We start from the raw sequence: 17341 nt of genomic DNA on the forward strand, positions 1-17341 counted from the left end.
GATCGCCGCTTGATCACCTATTGTTCTCGACGCCTGGAGCTCGCCGATGACCAGGACCATAAGACTGACGCTTGCCCGCCTTTTGCCCGACGTGCCAGGGGGCTCTGACGCCTGCGTCGATCGCCTGATCACGTCCCTGCGCGAAAGGCAGGGCGTGTTCGAGGCTCATCTTGCCGATAGGGACGGTGTCCCTGTCCTCTGCATTCATTACGACCCCGACCTGGTGACCCTGCAGCAGGTGCGTCAGGCGGCTCTCAAGGCGGGTGTGGAGATCAGCGAGCGCTTCGGGCATGTCAGCGGCTGGTTGACGGGGCTGCGCCATGCACGCCACGCCCGAACCGTTCAAGACGCTCTTGCGGAGCAGGACGGGATTGTCGAGGCGGCGGTGGATGTGTCCGGCGCCTTCCATCTGGAGTTCGATCGGGGGCTGGCGAGCTGGTCGGAAATCGATCGCTTCATTCAGTCCCAGGGTCTGCGGGCTACGGATACGCCGTCGGAAACCTCGGCGCCGGCGCATCCCTCCAGGGAGGAAGGCTCCCATGAGCACGCCCATATGGAGGGCGAGAAGCATGACCATGCCCACGGCGGCTTGCTTGGGCCCAATACGGAGTTGATCTTCGCCCTGGCTTGCGGCGGTCTGCTGGGGCTGGGTTTCGCCATAGAGAAGCTGGCGGCCGGCGTCCCGGCGTGGATGCCTCTCGGTCTGTTCATCGCCGCCTACGGGTTCGGCGGCTTCTTCACCGTTCGCGAGGCGTTCGAGAACCTTCGCCGCAAGCGCTTCGAGATCGACACCCTCATGCTTGTCGCCGCCGCAGGCGCGGCGGCGCTCGGCGCCTGGGCCGAGGGCGCGCTGCTTCTGTTCCTGTTCAGCATCGGTCACGCCCTGGAGCACTACGCCATGGGGCGGGCCAAGCGCGCCATCGAGGCGCTTGCCGACCTGGCGCCCCGCACCGCCCGCGTGCGCCGAGGCGATCAGGTCGTCGAACTGCCGGTCGAAGAACTCCAGGTGGGCGACACCGTGGTGGTCCGGCCCAATGAACGCTTGCCGGCCGACGGCTTCGTGGTGGTCGGCACGACCAGCATCAACCAGGCGCCGGTGACCGGCGAGAGCATGCCGGTCGACAAGCAGCCGGTCGCAGACCTGGCTTCTGCACGCGCCCAGACCGCCCAGATCGGATCGGCGTCCATCGTCTTCGCAGGCACCATCAACGGCGCCGGCGCCATCGAGATCGAGACGACCCGCAAGTCCAGCGACACCACCCTTGCCAAGGTGGTCCGCATGGTCACCGAGGCGGAAACCCAGAAATCGCCGACCCAACGCTTCACGGACCGTTTCGAGCGGGTATTCGTGCCCCTGGTGCTCGCCTTCGCTTTTGTCCTGCTGTTCGCCTGGGTTGTGGTCGACGAGCCGTTCCGCGACAGCTTCTATCGGGCCATGGCGGTGCTGGTCGCCGCTAGCCCGTGCGCGCTGGCCATCGCCACGCCGAGCGCCGTCTTGTCCGGGGTTGCACGTGCGGCCCGGGCCGGCGTTTTGATCAAGGGCGGCGCGCCGCTTGAGAACCTCGGCTCGCTCAACGCCATCGCCTTTGACAAGACCGGCACTCTGACCGAAGGCCGCCCACGCATCACTGACATTATTCCCGTGCGCGGAACGCATGAAAGCGATCTCCTGGCCACCGCAGTCGCCGTGGAACGCCTGAGCGACCACCCGTTGGCGGAAGCCATCGCGAGGGACGGAGGGGAGCGCCTGGGGGAGGCGACGATCGCGGCTGCGTCTGACCTGAAGAGCCTGACCGGAAAAGGCGTAACGGCTCAGCTCGGAGGCGACACGATCTGGATCGGCAAGCCGGAGATGTTCGGCGCCGACGGCGTCGCGGGGCTGAGCGATGAAGCGGCCATGGTCGTCACGCAACTGCGCCTGCAAGGGCGAACCTTGATGGTGGTGCGCCGAGGCGCGCGGGACCTCGGCGTGATCGGCCTCCTCGACACGCCCCGAGCCGCCGCACGGTCGGCGATCACGGCGCTGAGGTCCCTGGGCGTCCAGCGCATGATCATGATTTCGGGTGATCACCAGAGGGCGGCTCAGGCGATCGCCGGACAGATCGGTCTGACCGAGGCATGGGGCGACCTCATGCCGGAGGACAAGGTCGACGCCATCAAACGTCTGCGCGCCGAAGCCAAGGTCGCCATGGTCGGCGACGGCGTGAACGACGCCCCCGCCATGGCGACGGCGACTGTGGGCATCGCCATGGGGGCCGCCGGCTCCGACGTGGCCCTCGAGACCGCCGACGTGGCTCTGATGGCCGACGATCTCTCGCACCTGCCTTTCACGATCGGGCTCAGTCGGCGAACCCGCAGGATCATTCTCCAGAACCTGGTCGTCAGCCTGGGCGTCGTCGCCTTCCTGGTGCCGGCCACAGTTCTCGGCCTGGGCATAGGTCCGGCGGTCGCCTTGCATGAAGGCTCGACATTGCTGGTGGTGATCAACGCCTTGCGTCTTCTCGGCTATCGTGACCCGATATCGGTGTTGAAACGGGATGAAAACCTCGGGGACGTCGCAGGCTCTCCCGTGCTTCAGGGGAAGTCCTCATGAAACGGATGAGGTGGGCGTCGGTCGTGGCCCTGTTTCTCGCCCTTTCGGCCTTTGCATTCGGCCTGTTTTCGCTGCCGTCGCGGACCCAGGTCGACACCCGGCCTGCGGTGGACGGCCGCTCGATCGATAACCATGCGGGCCATGCCGACGCGCCCTCCGACAGTGCCTCCACGCGCTCCTATCGCGAGGCGAGCGTCCGGATGTCCCAGAGCCTGGACATCGACTACACCGGCGACGCCGATGAGGACTTCCTGCGGGGATTGATCGCCCGTCACGAGGGCGCGGCCGCAATGGCGCGCATCGCCCTGGAATACGGCGACGACCCGGAGGTACGCGGGTTCGCCGAGGAGACGATCCGCAACCAGGAAGCCCAGATCCTGCGGATCAGGCTGCTGCTGGTGCGACGCGAGAGAGGGGCGGCGCCGGCCGCCCGGTCCTGAGGCCATGGCGAAGAACCGTTTCAAGGGCCGCTAACGCGGCCAGCGCTGGCGCGAGGGGCGTTACGGGAAGCGGAACCGCCGTCCCGGTTTCAAACGCCTCGAGAAGCCTCGGCCGGTGCTCGAGATCCTGGCGGCTGCGGTCGTCAGCCTCATCACGGCCGCCATCATGTTATGCGTGGCCGTCATCCTGCTCGGCGCCTACAAGGTTCCGCTGCACCTCGGGTACGGCGCCTTCATGGGCATGGCGGCGATCGGCTGTCTGATCGTGGGGCGGCGAGACCGCGTCGCCCTGATTTCGACGGCCTGCATTGGCCTGCTCGGGATCGTGGGAACAATTTGCTTCTATGCCGGTCGCGGAGAGATCCAGCTACGGACTCATGAGCATAGTGTCCCGACGGCGGCGGGAACCGCGAGGCCCTAGGATTCATGCCGATCGTTCGGCTAGGGTCTTTAACCGACCCACGGAAACGCCAGGCGATCTGTTTCCCGTCGCAGACGGAAGGCGGCGTTTCCCAGGCGAGTGGAGCGCATGGGTGGACCTAATGCGACATCAGCCACGATAGTTCGGCGTCGTCCTGAAGACCGCTCGTCATGCCGCCCCACATGCGCTGCGCCAGGGGACCGCGACCGAAGGCCCCCGTTACGATCAGGTCGGCGCCGAGACGGTGGGCTTCGGCGAGGAGGTCCGCGGCGCCCGTGGATCCCGCGGTCGCCGGTATATGGCGGACGGCGGCCGGCGCATCGTGCCGCTTCAGATGAGCGGCGACGTCTTCGAGCTGGCCTTGTTCGACCTCGTCGCCGACCCCGACCACGGTGACGGTCTGAGCCCGCCGGAGCAGCGGCAGAGCATCATGCAGGGCGCGTCTCGCCTGGGGCGCGTCCTTCCAGCCGATGACCGCATTCGAGAGATCGCCGCTTGCGGCCGCCGCTCCAAGACGGAGAACGGGGCCGCCGCCGTGCAGGGCGAGCTCTCCGGCGTTGGGAAGCGCACAGGCCATCGGCGGCGCCGACGAGGTGACGAGCAGATCGGCGGTGAGCAGATGATCGCGCAAGGGGGGACCGGGCTCCCCCATGCCGGAAAGCCAATCGGCGGTTTTCGAGCCGGAGCCGAACACCTGGAGGAAGGCGTCGTGGGCGCCGGCGAGGGCGGCGTCCATTCTTCGGGTCTCTTCCAGGACCGACAGGGGGTTGCTCGCCAGAGCCGTCCTGAGCACCGACGTCCGGGGCCAGGCGAAACACACCGCCTTCAGTCGGGCGTCGAACCCTGCGGCCAGGTCGCGCGCACGCTCCAGGGTCTGGACGAGACCGTCCCTTGGCGTAGCATCGACGATGATGTCGCGGTAGGTCATGGATGTTCTCCTTTCCAGTCCTTGCATGCCGGCGGCGCAGGGCGTCGAGCATGTCCGTCTAGCTTGCTCATTGGCGGCGCCGTTGCGTTGATCCAGATCACACATCCAGGGGCTGGATCATCAAGGCATCCCTGTCTCTGTTCCAACGACTCCGCAGCGTCTGTTCCCTGACGATCGGGACGTCGGTTCAGCTGTGCGTTTGACGTGTCTTCGATAGGGGCGAGGTCCATGAGGATAGAAGCCCGCAGGATCATGATTGTTGCGAGGCGAGGCGTGTTCGCCAATGATCATTTGAGGGCGAAGCTTGGAAGCCCTGACCAGGAGCAGACCGCTATGGCCGAAGGACATGCTCATGGGGCAGGGGCCAGCAGCAAACGCCTGATGTGGGCGCTCGTCCTGACGACGACCTTTCTGATCGCCGAAGTCGTCGGGGCCGTGGTGTTCAAGAGTTTGGCCCTGCTATCGGACGCCGCCCATATGTTCACCGATGTGGCTGCGCTGGCGATCGCGCTGGCGGCGATCAAGATTGGCGAGCGGCCGGCAGACTCCGTGCGGACCTTCGGCTATCGTCGGTTCGAAATCCTCGCCGCCGCCTTCAACGCCGTCCTGTTGTTTCTGGTGGCGGGCTACGTCCTCTATGAAGGCGTTCTGCGCCTTTTCGCGCCCGAACCCGTCGGCTCCGTCGGGATGCTGGTCGTGGCTTCCCTGGGCCTGGTCGTGAACCTGGTGTCGATGCGGCTGCTGGCCTCCGGTGCGAACGCCAGCCTGAATGTGAAGGGGGCCTATCTCGAGGTCTGGGCCGACATGCTGGGTTCCGTCGGGGTGATCGGCGGGGCCGTCCTCATCATGTTGACGGGCTGGGCCTGGATTGATCCGGTGGTCGCGATCGGCATCGGTCTGTGGGTGCTGCCGCGCACCTGGATGCTCTTGAAGAACACCACCCATATCCTGCTGGAAGGCGTGCCCAAGGACCTGTCCTTGGAGGCTGTGCGAGCGACGATCGCCGCCGTGCCGGGGGTGGCCGAGGTCCATGACCTGCACCTTTGGGGCGTCAGCAGCGATGATGTGAACGGCTCCGTTCACCTGGTTCTTGCCGAAGGCTGGGACGCTGAGCGGGTTCGTCGTGCGGTTCTGGCGCAGATGAACGACGTCCATGGCATCGATCACGCCGCCGTCCAGATCGAATCCGGGCCGGCCGGGGAGGGGGAGGCCTTGGGTCACGGGCGTATCGCTCATCCATAGGGTTGAACCGGTCCGTACATCTCCGACCTTGCGGACCCTCGTTCAGGACGCGGGGCAATGACCGACCCGAGCGCTGCGACGTCGACGGCCCGAGTCGCCAGCCTTCCAGAATAATCTCGCGCTCCTGAAATATTTTGAGGGTTCCGGTACGGAAATGCGTATTGGATCTTCCGGCGTCATCTTTGGATTTGTGCGACGCACAATGAGTTCATGCGTCATCATTTGGCGCGTTGGAAAATAGTCACGTCCAACCCACCCTCACCAACGAGGTGACGATTCTGTGTCTATTTTGAGTGGAATGCGTCATCTTTTTGCGCACATCTGTCGAATGCGGGCATGAAACATGACGGTTTGGCGGCATTCATATGTATATACATGACTTGACTCCCCTGACGCCCAACCGGAACGTGGCGATGCAGGACCGGTTCGTCTGGGCCGAAACGCGAGGGGAATGACCATGAACCGCATGAAAAAGAGGCTCTTGTTCGCAGGTGCGGTAATCTCCGCCACCATGTGCGGAATGCCCGCATTCGCGCAGGAAGCCGAGACGACCAACGTCGGCGAAATCGTCGTCACGGGCAGCCGGATCAAGCGCCAGGACATCAGCGGGGTCGGTCCCGCCACGGTCGTCACAGGCGAGGATATCGAGCGTACGGGGATCACGAACGTGGAGGCGCTGCTGCAGCGACTGCCGTCGTCCGCAGGGGCTGCCGGCAATCAGACCAACTCCTATTGGACCGGCAACGGCTACGGCACGGCGCAGGTCAATCTGCGAGGCCTCGGCATCAACCGGACCCTGACGCTGATCAACGGTCGGCGGATCGTCAACGGCGGCACGGGCGCCAACAGCGCTCCGGATCTGAACATGATCCCGACCGCCATTATCGGCCGAATGGACGTGCTGAAGGACGGCGCCTCCGCCATCTACGGCGCCGACGCCGTCGCGGGCGTGGTCAACATCGTCACCATCAACGATTTCGAGGGCCTCAAGCTCTCAAGCAAGTATGGCGTCACGGACGAAGGTGACGGCCAGGACCTCTCCTTCGACCTGTTGTGGGGCATGCGCGGCGACCGCGGCGGGGTCACCGCCGCCCTGACCTATCAGAAGACGGAAGCCGTCAACCTGGCGAGCCGCGCTCCCTGCGGGCTGGGCGAGATCAACGGAAAGCTGGCCTGCGTCGCGAGCGCCACGACGCTCGGGGGCCGGGCCGTGCTTCCCAACGGCCAGCAGATCAACTTCAACCAGATCCCGGGCGGCGACGGGGACTTCTTCGAACCCTACAACGCCGCCAAGCATAACTATAACGGCAACCCCTTCCTCAACGCCGTGTCGCCGATCGAGCGCCTCAGCACGGCCATCCTGGCCGACTACCAGCTGACCGACACCGTCAGCCTGTTCGGCGAAGTCTTCTTCACCCACAGGGAAAGCAACCAGCTCGCAGCGCCAGGGGCCCTGCGGAACCTGAAGATCGCGGCGTCCCATCCGACCAACCCGACGGGTCAGGACATCACCCTCATTGCACGGCGTCTCGCCGAACCGGGGCCGCGTCACTTCTTCCAGGAAACCGACACCTATCGGTTCGTCGGCGGCGCCCGGGGCGCCATCGCCGGCGACTGGACCTGGGAAGCCGCCGTCAACTGGGGACGCAACACCGGCGTCGACGGGATGACCAATATCGCCAACCTTCAACGGGTCGGCGAAACCCTGAACACCGCCGTCTGCAGCAACGCGGCGGGCGCGGCCATCCCCTGCGGTGACTATCTGGGCGCCGGAGACCTCAGCAAGGAGGTGCTCGACTATATCCTCTTCACCTCGCGCGACACCGGGGGGAATGAGCAGCGCAGCGTCACGCTCGACGTCACCGGCACGGTGCTCCAGCTCCCGTCCGGACCGCTCGCCGCCGCGGCGGGTCTCGTCTACCGCGAGGAAAAGGGCTGGCGCGATCCTGACGCCCTCACCGTTCTGGGTATCGCCAACACCAACCAGCAGGACCCCATCGCCGGCTCGACCAAGGCCAAGGAAGCCTATGTCGAACTGTCGGCGCCGCTCCTGTCCGACCTGCCGTTCATCCAAAGGCTCGAGCTCGACGCGGCCGTCCGCTATTCGGACTATGACCTGTTCGGCGGCAACACCACCTACAAGCTGGGCCTGAACTGGAGCGTCGTCGACAGTCTTCGCCTGCGGGCCACCTTCGGCACCGGCTTCCGGATTCCAAGCGTTCCCGAACTGTTCGGCGGCGTTGCAGAGGGCAATCTGACGACGACTGATCCGTGCAGCCGCTACAGCACCAGCGGAAACGCGACGCTGATCGCCAACTGCCAGGCTTCCGGCGTGCCGGCTAACTATGTGCAACTCGGCAACACGGTCCTGACCACGGTCGGCGGCAATCAGAAACTCTCGCCCGAAACGGCCGAGACCCTCACCCTGGGTCTGGTCTGGCAACCCGAGCAGGTCAAAGGCCTGTCCCTGACCGTCGACTATTTCGACATCAAGATCGAAGACGCGATCCGGTCCATCCCGGGGTCCACCAAGCTGGCCATCTGCTACGCCTCGCCGGGCATGAACCACCCCTTCTGCGGCCCGAACAACTTCACCCGCAGTCCCCTGACCGGCGAAGTGAACTTCCTCTCGGCCCAGCCGACCAACGCCGGCCTGGAAACCATGAAGGGCGTCGACATCGGGGCGCGCTACGCCTTTGATCTCGGCGACCGCCGCGCCAGCCTCGACTGGAACACCACCTATCTCGGCGAATATGTCGTGACGCCTTTCCTGGGCGCCGATCCGATCATCTTCGACGGCCATATCGGCGGCGGCAACGGCGGCTATCCCCACTGGCGATCGAACGTCAGCGCCTCGGTTGTCGATGATCGCTGGACGGCGACCTATTCGGTGCAACTGATCGGCAAGGCCACGGACTTCAACGCCGCGCCGGGCGACATCGGCTATGAGACGCCGAACCTCTTCTACCACAACGCCCAGTTCGCCTATCGCCTGGGTGAGAAGGCTGACATCGCCTTCGGCATCGACAACCTCTTCGACAAGAAGGCGCCGTTCATCCAGAGCTGGACCGACGGCAATACCGACACCATGACCTACGACCTGCTTGGCCGTCGCGGCTACGTCCGCCTGACCTATCAGTTCAACTAACCTGCCACTTCCAGAAACACCGGGCGGCCCCCCCATGGCTCCCGCCTGGTGTTTCAACGTCCCCCAAACAGTGAGTATCAAATGGTGCGCTGGCCTTCCGTAGCGCGAAAAGCCCACAAGTGGCTTGCGCTGATCATCGGCGTTCAGGCCCTCTTCTGGGTCGTGAGCGGCCTCTACATGACCGCCGTCCATATCGACATTATCCATGGCGATCATCTGGTGCGGACACCCGTCGCCGAACCGATTTCCATGGGCGGCCTGGTCGATCCTGCGGTCATTCTCAAGACTGCCGGCGGCGCTCAAAGCCTGCGTCTCGACCAGCAGCTGGGACAGCCTGTCTATATCGTCAGCCAGACGAGCGGCCGGTCCCTGTTCGACGCCCGGTCCGGTGAGAAGCTGCCCCTGATCGACGAAGCCGGCGCACGGCGGCGCGCCGAGCAGATCTACGCAGGGGATGGCGGTGTCCGCGAAATGGAGCTGCTGTACGAAATCCCCGGCGAGATCAGGGGGCGTCCAGCGCCGATCTGGCGGGTGCAGTTCGAAGGCCTGTGGCGGCCCACCCTCTATATCTCGCCCCAGACCGGCGAACTCGTGGCCAAGCGTCATGACCTGTGGCGCACGTTCGACTTCGTCTGGATGTTCCACATCATGGACTATGAGACCCGCGACAACGTCAACAACATCCTGCTCAAGGTCGCGACCTGGATGATGGTGGTGACCTCCCTCACCGGGGCCTGGCTCCTGCTCTACAGCTTCCGTCGCAAGCGCCGCGTGCGCAAAGCCGCAGCGTGAGGATCATCAGATGTTTCTAATCCGTAGACTGCACAAATGGTTCGGCCTGGTCCTGGGTCTTCAATTTCTGCTCTGGGCCATCAGCGGCGCCGCCATGGCGCTGATCGATCACCGCAAGGTGGCTGGTGAAGATTCCATCGTCCACTCTACGCCGTCGCCCACGCCCGCTGGGGTGCTGTCGCTGGCTCAGGTCGCCCAGGCGGTGGGCCAGCCGATTTCCCGGATCGAGCTGCGTCCCTTGCAAGACGCCTGGGTTTACGCCGCCACGACGCCCAGCGGCGTCCAACTGGTCGACCCCGTGGACGGTCGCCGCATCGTCATCGACGACGCCCGCGCCAAGACGCTGGCCGTCGCAGCCTTCAACGGCACAGCGCCGGTGACCTCCGTGGCTCTGGTCGAGAAGCCGACGCTGGAGACGCGAGATTTCGCGCTTCCGGCCTGGCGGGTCGAGTTCGCGGACAAGGAGAAGACGACCCTGATCCTGAACGCCGTCACCGGCGAGGTCGCGGGCGCCAAGACCAACACCTGGCGGCTCTGGGACTTCTTCTGGATGATCCACATCATGGACTACACGGATCGCCAGAGTTTCAACCATCCGCTGATCATCATCATCGCCACCGGGTGTCTGTGGTTGGCCCTGAGCGGTTTCATCATGTTGTTCAGCGCCTTCCGACGCCAGGATTTCGCCTATATCCATGACGGGATCGAATGGCTGCAGCGCCGCCGTTGAGACTGCGCCGGGGCGTTCTGCGCCCCGGCGCCTTCCTGTTGGATTGGCGGCCAATGCGGGCCAAGCTGAAGCTTGGCCCGATTAACGGACATGACGGGGAGGAACGACTCCATGGATCTCACGCTCCACCGACGCATCCGCTCCGACATCGCCGACCGCATCCTGTCGGGCGAATGGTCGCCCGGGTTCCGCATCCCCTTCGAGCATGAGCTGATGGAGGAGTATGGTTGTTCGCGCATGACCGTGAACAAGGCCCTCGCGCCGCTGGCGGAACGGGGCATGATCATACGCCGTCGACGCTTCGGGTCCTTTGTGGCGCGGCCGCGGATACATTCCTTCGTGCTGGATATCCCGGACATACAGGCCGAGATTCTCAATCGCGGCGAACCCTATGATTTCGAACTCCTGTCCCGGAAGGTCCGGGCCGCGCACAAGCGGGACGCGGAAGAACTTGCACTCGCCGCATCCGGCGAGGTGATCGAGTTGCGCTGCCTCCACCGCAGCAGCGGTCGTCCTTTCGCGCTCGAGGAACGGTTGATCAGCCTGGCCTCCGTGCCCCAGGCCCGGGACGCCGATTTTACCCAGGGTCCGCCCGGCACATGGCTGCTGGAGCGCGTTCCCTGGACGGAAGCCGAGCACAGAATCCGAGCCGTGAACGTGTCCCGCGCAACCGCGCTGACCCTAGGGATCGATCCTGCTGCGGCCTGCCTTTCCCTCGAACGCCGGACGTGGCGGCGAGCGGAGCGCATCACCTTCGTTCGACTGACCTTTCCAGGGGAAGCCTATGATCTCGGAGCGCGGTTCGCGCCCTCGGACCCTGCAGAGGCTTCGGACTAGGACGCCGACCCGGGCTCGACCGAGCCCTGGGCCTCTTGTTCCAGGAGATGGCGGCCCTGGCGGACGGACGGCGCGAGGCGGAGCCCTGCGCCATTTACAAAATTCGCTGCGACGGACGTCGCTTCTGACGAAAATGTGGAATCAGGAAGCAGGGGCTCAATGTCTGCAAACTCGACCAGGGTTCTGATTATCGGCGCGGGACACGCGGGGGGCTCGGCGGCGGCGCTGCTGAGGCAGTATGGCTTTGCGGGCGAGATCGTCCTGGCGGGCGAGGAGGCGGCGGCGCCCTATCAGCGACCGCCCTTGTCCAAGGCCTGGCTGAAGGGGGAGGCGGGTCTGGAGGACCTGCTGCTGCGCCCCGAGAGCTTCTACGCCGAGCAGCAGATCGACCTGCGCACCGGCGTCACCGCGACCGCCATCGACGCGGGAGCCAAGGCGGTGACCTTCGCTGACGGCGTGGTCGAAGCCTACGACGTGCTGATCCTGGCCACGGGCTCGATGGCGCGCAAGCTGGCCATCCCCGGAGCCGACCGCCCCGACCTCATGGAACTGCGCACGCTGAACGACGCCGAACGACTGAAATCTGCGCTCGCCCCCGGCAAGCGTCTGGCCGTGGTCGGCGGCGGCTATGTCGGACTGGAGGCGGCAGCCTCGGCCCGCGCCCTCGGCGCCGAGGCGGTGGTGATCGAGCGCATGGACCGGGTGCTGGCGCGCGTGGCGTCGGAAACCCTGTCCGCCTTCTTCACCGACTATCACCGGGCGCGCGGCGTCGAGATTCTGACCGGCGCCGAGGTGTCGGGCTTTGAGGGCGGCGGCGTTCGCCCCGAAGGCGTCCGGCTGGCGGACGGAACCCTGATCGCTGCGGACGCGGTTCTGGTCGGCGTCGGCGCCCTGGCGCGCGAAGCCCTGGCGCGAACGGCGGGTCTGCCTTGTGAGAACGGCGTGGTCGTGGATGAGAACGCCCGCACGGCGGATCCCTCAATCTACGCCATCGGCGACGTCACCCATCGGCCCATCCCGGTCCACGGCGGGCGGATGCATCGGCTGGAAAGCGTTCCGAACTCCCTGGAACAGGCCAAGCAGGCCGCCGCCGCCATCGTCGGCCGAGCGCCCCCGGCGGCCGAAGTGCCCTGGTTCTGGTCGGACCAGTATGACGTCAAGCTTCAGATCGCCGGCCTTCCGTTTGACGCCGACCATCAGGTGGTGCGTGGCGATCCGGCCAGCGGCGCTTTCGCCGTCTTCCACCTGAATGGCGACCGCATCGTTTGCGTCGAAGCGGTCAACGCCCCGGCCGATTTCATGGGCGGACGGCTGCTGATCGGCAAGGCGACGCCAGTGGATCCGGTCCTGCTGGCGGACCCCTCTGTTTCGATGAAGAGCGTCTGATCCGGCGCGCAGCAGCCGATAGCCGTCGCAGCGGGAAGCATCGCGTCTTGGCCCTCAACCGGCGCAGCAAGAGAGTTTGGCGACGTCCTTGTTGAACGTCAGCGCCGCCAGTTTCAGGCCCTCGACGGTCGTGAGATAGGGGAAGATCGTGTCGCCCAACTGCTCCACCGTCATTCCGCACTTGATGGCCACCGCTGCGGTCTGGATGCTGTCGGCCCCTTCCGGAGCAAGAATGTGCGCGCCGAGGAGCCGCCGCGTGCCGCGATCCGCCACCAGCTTGATGAGCCCGCGCGTGTCTCTGGCCGCGAGCGCGCGCGGGACGTGATCCAGGGTGATCATCGAGGTTTGGACATCATGCCCGGCCGCCCGTGCGGCGGCTTCCGTGAGCCCGACCGTCGCCACCTGGGGATCGGTGAACACGACCGCCGGCATGGCGCTGTTGTCGTAGGACAGACTGTCGCCGTTGAGCGCGTTTCGAGCAGCGAGCCTGGCACCGTAGGCCGCCATATAGACGAACTGGTCACGCCCGGTGACGTCACCGACGGCGTAGACGCCGGGGCGGGTCGTGCGCATCCGGTCGTCCACGACGATTCCTCCGTTTTCGGAGACGCTGACCCCCGACTCGGCAAGACCCAGGCCGTCCGAGTTGGCGATCCGGCCTGTCGTCATGAGCACGCGCTCGGCGGTGAGCACCCTCCGGCTGTCGCCCTGCGTAAGGGTGAGCGACACGTCCGTTTCCGAATGGGCGATAGCCTCGTAGGTCGCCCCGACAACCACGGTGACGCCCTCGTCTGAGAGGTAGCGTTGCAGCGCCTCGCTGATCTCGGGTTCACCTTCCGGCAACAGACGTGACCGGCACACGAGCGTGACCTGCACGCCGGCCCGGCTGAACATCTGAGCCAATTCCGCGCCTATGTATCCACCACCGATCACCAGCAAGGACTGCGGCAGCGCCTCCAGTTCGAGCGCGGTCGTGCTGGTCAGATAGGGGACAGTGTCGATCCCAGCGATCGCCGGAATCGCCGGTCGCGATCCCGTCGCGATGATCACCTTGTCGGTGGTGAGCCGGACATCGCCGACCTCCACGCCGCCCAAGACGAGCCTGGCTGCGCCTTCGTGGTAGGCGATGGCGTCGTAGCCTTGCAGGACATCTTCGTATTTGGCCTGACGCAGAGCGTTCACCAGTTGGTCCTTCTGGCGGATCACCTCGGACCAGGCGCTGATTTCAGCAGTGGCTCTCACGCCGTCGAAACGGCTTGCGGCCCGCGCCTGGTGCAGGGGCTCCACCGCGCGGATCAACGCTTTCGACGGCACGCAGCCTATGTTCACGCAGGTCCCGCCAATCGTTCCGGCGCCGACGAGCGCTACCCGCGCTCCCTCTTCGGCTGCCGTAATGGCGGCGGAGAAGCCGGCTGAGCCAGCGCCGATCACGACCAGATCATAGGTCTCTGCGGCGTTCCGGGAGAGAGGGCGACAGTCACTCATACTGCTCGGTGCTTTCAAATCTTGTGTCCGCCGTTGGGCGGGCGGCCTGCAACCGGACAGGCCTGGCGGCCCGCTACGGCGCGACGGCAGGGAAGGCCGGAACGGGTGGGCTCGTCAGGAAGTAGAACTGCATGGCGCCGCCGATGTTCGTGCCGATGACGCCCACTAGCGAAACCTGGTTCCGCTAGTGGCTGGCCCGAACACGCGCGGGATAGCCGGCGTTGGTCGAGGCCTGAGCCAGGACTGTCGGCGTCACTCGCACGTCGTCGTAGGTCACGGTCGCCACGGCCCGTCCGGCGTCGCCAGGGTTCACGGATACAGCCGTAACGCCCGGAACCCGCGAGATAGCGCGTCGAACGATAGGGGCGCACGTCACACAGGACACATTGGTGACATCCAGCGTCACCGTGCGTTCGGCCGCCTGCGCCGTTTCGGCAGTGAAAAGCGCCGCTGCAACTGCAAGGGCGGCGCGGATGGAAAGGGTCATGGCCTTGATCTCCAGGAACTCACGCGCCGAGTAGCAGCGGCGCAACATAGGGAAATGCGACGGCGATGGCGACGAGCACGGACGCCGCCCAAAGCGCGATCTTGACAAGGCGGGTGGAGCCCGGTCGAGCGCAGGTCTCGCCTTCGGCGCAGGCGGTGCGAGGACGACGATAGACGCGGAAGAATCCGACACCCAGGAAAGCCACCGCCGCAACGATGAAATAGGGTTGATAGGGCGCGAGGACCGTGACGTTGCCGATCCAGGCCCCGCTGACGCCGAGCGCGAACAACACCAGCGGCAGAACACAGCAGGACGACGCGCCGATCGCGGCAGCAAGGCCTGCAACCGCCAGCCACGCACGGCTGGACGACTTGTCGGCTGGGGCCGCGGCGTTTCCGTTGGGGTTCTCGATGCCGTCCGAGGCGGCCATTGCCCACTCCTTCTCTTGGTGATGAAGGCAAGATAGGGTCTGTAGCGACTACAGATACAAGGGCTTTATCTTCGATGGACAAATTCGCCCTGCGTGACACGACGCCGCAGTTCGCGATCGGCGTGCTGTCGCGCCGAACCGGCGTCAACATCGAGACCGTCCGCTACTATGAGCGGATCGGCTTGATCCCTGCGCCGGCTCGCAGCGACGGGGGGCACCGCCTCTACGGCGGGGGGCACCTCCTTCGGTTAAACTTCGTTCGGCGGGCTCGTGATCTCGGTTTCACGCTGAATGAGGTTCGAGCCCTGCTGGACTTGGCGGAACAGCGGGATCGACCCTGTACCGAGGTCCGCGAAGTGGCCGCCGTGCACCTGACTGATGTGCGCTCCAAGATCGTCAGCTTGCGGGCGATGGAGCGGGTTCTTTCCGACATGGTGGCCCGTTGCGCCGAAGGCTCGACGCCGGACTGCCCCATCATCGAGGCGCTGTTCGACACCGAAGCGGTGCACCCCGTTTGATGGGTTGCGAAATTTAAGTCGATGATTTCTACGCCGTCATAGGGTGTGGGTGGTGGCCGTCCTTCTGGCCTTCAGGAGCTACAACAACCTCGGCGACCTCGGTCGGCTTCGTCATATCGGCCTGTTTGTCGTCAGCGCCACCTTGCCGGCCCTCAGCCAGACGCGCGCGCCCCTTCCTCCGGCGGTTGACCGACGGCGTTGGTCTCTTCGCCCTGGCGCCGTGTCTGCGCGGACTGCTGGCGATCAGCCTGGCTGCTGCGGCGGGCGGGGCGATCCGCACCTGCAGGATCACGTGCAGGACAAGGGGACGGATGAGACTACGCATGCCGATCCCTATGTGATCGACGAGCGACACAGGCGCTGGCCGTGGTCCAGGCGGTGAGGCCGCTCGCTCTCCTGTCTCTGTCATTGACCGGCGGCGGAACCGCCGGCCGACGACGAAGGCGTGAACCCCCTGTGGATCAGACGACGCGTTTCACTTCGGTGTAGGCACCTTCGGTCTTGAGGGTGACTGTCACGGGTGCGCCCGTGCGATTGCGCCAGAACCAGCCGTGACTGCCGGTGAAGGCCGCCGTCAGTTCGCCGGTTTCGCTCTGGGACGAGCCCTTGCCGTAGCCGTGGTAGGAGACGCCGGGGCGATCCGCGTGGGTGTCGAAGTTCAGGCGTCCGCCGCTGCTCGTCCAGGTGAAGCGGGCCTTGGCGCCCTCCGTCATGACCAGTTTGATTTCGGCGCCCTGGTCGGGCGCCAGGGTCAGTATGGTTTCATCGGTGCGCTGGCCGGAGGCGGCGTCGGGCGCCGGGCTGGCGGCCGCGGATTGGGCGACCGCAGCGACGACGACGGGCGCTGGACTCGCCTCGATCGGAGCCGCGGCTGCAGCGGCGTCCATCGCCTCGTCCGCCTTGGCTTCCGCAGCCAGGGAGACCTTGATCCGGCCCATCTCGGTCAGGCCGAAGACCGTTCCCACCCGGGTCGGATCGACGCCGTACTCGGACGGCAGGACGACAGTGACGAGCAGGCCGGCGGCGACGACGGCGGCGATGCCGGTCGAGCGGAGCAACTGACCCGTGGTGGGCAGGTCGGACAGGCGGGGTTTGTCAGCGTTGTACATGGTTCAGGTCTCCGGTCAGGCGACGAAATAGCCGACGAGCTGGTAGCCCGTCAGAATGAAGCCGAGGGTCATGAGGACGACGTTGGCGAGATAGGCGTGTTTGAAAAAGCTCTCGCTGCGGCGCCAGAAACCCATGACGATGAGGATGGCGCCGAGCGCCAGAAGCTGGCCGATCTCCACGCCGATGTTGAAGGCGACGAGATTGACCAACAGGCCGTCGGGGGACAGCTGGAAGTCCTGCAGCTTGGTGGCCAGGCCGAAGCCGTGGAACAGGCCGAACACCAGGGTGGCGACCTTGGTGTTGGGCTGGAAGCCGAACCAGCGCTGGAAGGCGCCCAGGTTGTCGAGCGCCTTGTAGACGACCGACAGGCCGATGATCGCATCCACCAGGTAGCTGGAGACGCTGATGTTGGTCAGCACGCCGAGCAGCAGGGTCGTGGAGTGACCGATGGCGAACATGGTCACGTAGATGCTGATGTCTTTCAGCCGGTAGAGGAAGAAGATCACCCCGAACAGGAACAGCAGGTGGTCGTACCCGGTCACCATGTGCTTGGCGCCGAGATAGACGAACGGCCAGAAGACGATCCCGGAGGTTTCCTGGATATAGCCCTTGTCGCCCTCGGCCACGCCGTGGGCGAGCGCCTGGGCGGCGGCGCCGTCGATGATGAAGAAGATGAGGACGGCCAGAAGCGCCGTCGCTGGGGATTTCAGCCAGGACCAGGGGTCGTGGCGGGACGCGATTGTCATGTGAATCCTCTTGGGCGGAAATCGAGTGTGCGGGAGGAAGGGGGCGGC

16 protein-coding genes are annotated in these 17341 nt (G+C 65.5%); 10 read left to right on the top strand and 6 right to left on the bottom strand.

The features are described from left to right. Window positions 1-46 precede the first annotated feature (46 nt). From IFE19_RS05000 to IFE19_RS05010, 3 genes are all read left to right on the top strand, one after another. Window positions 47-2593: a heavy metal translocating P-type ATPase gene (locus tag IFE19_RS05000; RefSeq protein WP_207826191.1), complete on the top strand. Its 2547-nt coding sequence runs from the start codon at window positions 47-49 to the stop codon at window positions 2591-2593. Between the two features lie 23 nt (window positions 2594-2616). Next, window positions 2617-3033: a DUF305 domain-containing protein gene (locus IFE19_RS05005; protein ID WP_225910412.1), complete on the top strand. Its 417-nt coding sequence runs from the start codon at window positions 2617-2619 to the stop codon at window positions 3031-3033. A gap of 115 nt (window positions 3034-3148) precedes the next feature. Then, window positions 3149-3454 (top strand): hypothetical protein, encoded by a 306-nt coding sequence (locus IFE19_RS05010; RefSeq protein WP_207826192.1) that lies wholly within the window; start codon window positions 3149-3151, stop codon window positions 3452-3454. A gap of 118 nt (window positions 3455-3572) precedes the next feature. Here the strand turns inward: IFE19_RS05010 and IFE19_RS05015 are convergent, their stop codons facing one another. Further along, window positions 3573-4382: a universal stress protein gene (locus IFE19_RS05015; RefSeq protein ID WP_178826561.1), complete on the bottom strand. Its 810-nt coding sequence runs from the start codon at window positions 4380-4382 to the stop codon at window positions 3573-3575. A gap of 333 nt (window positions 4383-4715) precedes the next feature. Between IFE19_RS05015 and IFE19_RS05020 the strand changes: the two genes are divergently transcribed. The 6 genes from IFE19_RS05020 (at window position 4716) to IFE19_RS05045 (ending at window position 12517) form a co-directional block, all read left to right on the top strand. Next, window positions 4716-5624, top strand: coding sequence for a cation diffusion facilitator family transporter (locus IFE19_RS05020; protein WP_178826559.1), 909 nt, complete (start codon window positions 4716-4718; stop codon window positions 5622-5624). A gap of 520 nt (window positions 5625-6144) precedes the next feature. After that, window positions 6145-8772, top strand: a complete 2628-nt coding sequence (locus IFE19_RS05025) for a TonB-dependent receptor (RefSeq protein WP_225910413.1) — start codon at window positions 6145-6147, stop codon at window positions 8770-8772. A gap of 81 nt (window positions 8773-8853) precedes the next feature. Further along, window positions 8854-9564: a PepSY domain-containing protein gene (locus IFE19_RS05030; protein ID WP_178826557.1), complete on the top strand. Its 711-nt coding sequence runs from the start codon at window positions 8854-8856 to the stop codon at window positions 9562-9564. A 10-nt stretch (window positions 9565-9574) separates the two neighbouring features. Next, complete coding sequence (locus IFE19_RS05035) at window positions 9575-10294, top strand: PepSY domain-containing protein (protein WP_178826555.1); 720 nt, start codon at window positions 9575-9577, stop codon at window positions 10292-10294. Window positions 10295-10405: 111 nt separating this feature from the next. Continuing rightward, window positions 10406-11131, top strand: a complete 726-nt coding sequence (gene hutC, locus IFE19_RS05040; protein WP_035285203.1) for a histidine utilization repressor — start codon at window positions 10406-10408, stop codon at window positions 11129-11131. 159 nt (window positions 11132-11290) lie between these two features. After that, on the top strand, window positions 11291-12517 hold the full coding sequence (locus tag IFE19_RS05045; RefSeq protein WP_178826553.1) for an NAD(P)/FAD-dependent oxidoreductase: 1227 nt from the start codon (window positions 11291-11293) through the stop codon (window positions 12515-12517). A 54-nt stretch (window positions 12518-12571) separates the two neighbouring features. Here IFE19_RS05045 and merA read toward each other — a convergent pair whose 3' ends face one another. From merA to IFE19_RS05060, 3 genes are all read right to left on the bottom strand, one after another. Then, entirely contained in the window at window positions 12572-13948 is a 1377-nt protein-coding gene (gene merA / locus IFE19_RS05050) for a mercury(II) reductase (RefSeq protein ID WP_280523757.1), read from the bottom strand. 238 nt (window positions 13949-14186) lie between these two features. Then, window positions 14187-14489 carry a heavy-metal-associated domain-containing protein gene (locus IFE19_RS05055; protein WP_223850727.1) on the bottom strand — a complete coding sequence of 101 codons (303 nt, stop codon included), beginning with the start codon at window positions 14487-14489 and terminating at the stop codon, window positions 14187-14189. A gap of 19 nt (window positions 14490-14508) precedes the next feature. Continuing rightward, window positions 14509-14919, bottom strand: coding sequence for a mercuric transporter MerT family protein (locus IFE19_RS05060; protein ID WP_003164984.1), 411 nt, complete (start codon window positions 14917-14919; stop codon window positions 14509-14511). A gap of 74 nt (window positions 14920-14993) precedes the next feature. Between IFE19_RS05060 and IFE19_RS05065 the strand changes: the two genes are divergently transcribed. Next, the gene (locus IFE19_RS05065) at window positions 14994-15437 is read left to right on the top strand and encodes a MerR family transcriptional regulator (protein WP_003164983.1); all 444 of its coding nucleotides are present in this window, start codon (window positions 14994-14996) and stop codon (window positions 15435-15437) included. 461 nt (window positions 15438-15898) lie between these two features. On the opposite strand, the gene IFE19_RS05070 is transcribed toward IFE19_RS05065, so the two are convergent. Continuing rightward, a complete protein-coding gene (locus IFE19_RS05070; protein WP_003164981.1) occupies window positions 15899-16546 on the bottom strand; it encodes a hypothetical protein in 648 nt (215 codons plus the stop codon). A 15-nt stretch (window positions 16547-16561) separates the two neighbouring features. Further along, on the bottom strand, window positions 16562-17293 hold the full coding sequence (locus IFE19_RS05075; RefSeq protein ID WP_003164980.1) for a HupE/UreJ family protein: 732 nt from the start codon (window positions 17291-17293) through the stop codon (window positions 16562-16564). Window positions 17294-17341: the final 48 nt, after the last annotated feature.

It is taken from the genome of Brevundimonas pondensis (genome assembly GCF_017487345.1).
Lineage (GTDB): Bacteria > Pseudomonadota > Alphaproteobacteria > Caulobacterales > Caulobacteraceae > Brevundimonas > Brevundimonas pondensis.

Excerpts from the sequence above, each read along its gene's own strand:
- IFE19_RS05000 (WP_207826191.1), top strand. The coding sequence starts at position 47 with ATGACCAGGACCATAAGACTGACGCTTGCCCGCCTTTTGCCCGACGTG.
- IFE19_RS05015 (WP_178826561.1), bottom strand. The coding sequence starts at position 4,382 with ATGACCTACCGCGACATCATCGTCGATGCTACGCCAAGGGACGGTCTC.
- IFE19_RS05020 (WP_178826559.1), top strand. The coding sequence starts at position 4,716 with ATGGCCGAAGGACATGCTCATGGGGCAGGGGCCAGCAGCAAACGCCTG.
- IFE19_RS05025 (WP_225910413.1), top strand. The coding sequence starts at position 6,145 with ATGCCCGCATTCGCGCAGGAAGCCGAGACGACCAACGTCGGCGAAATC.
- IFE19_RS05030 (WP_178826557.1), top strand. The coding sequence starts at position 8,854 with ATGGTGCGCTGGCCTTCCGTAGCGCGAAAAGCCCACAAGTGGCTTGCG.
- IFE19_RS05035 (WP_178826555.1), top strand. The coding sequence starts at position 9,575 with ATGTTTCTAATCCGTAGACTGCACAAATGGTTCGGCCTGGTCCTGGGT.
- hutC (WP_035285203.1), top strand. The coding sequence starts at position 10,406 with ATGGATCTCACGCTCCACCGACGCATCCGCTCCGACATCGCCGACCGC.
- IFE19_RS05045 (WP_178826553.1), top strand. The coding sequence starts at position 11,291 with ATGTCTGCAAACTCGACCAGGGTTCTGATTATCGGCGCGGGACACGCG.
- IFE19_RS05055 (WP_223850727.1), bottom strand. The coding sequence starts at position 14,489 with ATGACCCTTTCCATCCGCGCCGCCCTTGCAGTTGCAGCGGCGCTTTTC.
- IFE19_RS05060 (WP_003164984.1), bottom strand. The coding sequence starts at position 14,919 with ATGGCCGCCTCGGACGGCATCGAGAACCCCAACGGAAACGCCGCGGCC.
- IFE19_RS05065 (WP_003164983.1), top strand. The coding sequence starts at position 14,994 with ATGGACAAATTCGCCCTGCGTGACACGACGCCGCAGTTCGCGATCGGC.
- IFE19_RS05070 (WP_003164981.1), bottom strand. The coding sequence starts at position 16,546 with ATGTACAACGCTGACAAACCCCGCCTGTCCGACCTGCCCACCACGGGT.
- IFE19_RS05075 (WP_003164980.1), bottom strand. The coding sequence starts at position 17,293 with ATGACAATCGCGTCCCGCCACGACCCCTGGTCCTGGCTGAAATCCCCA.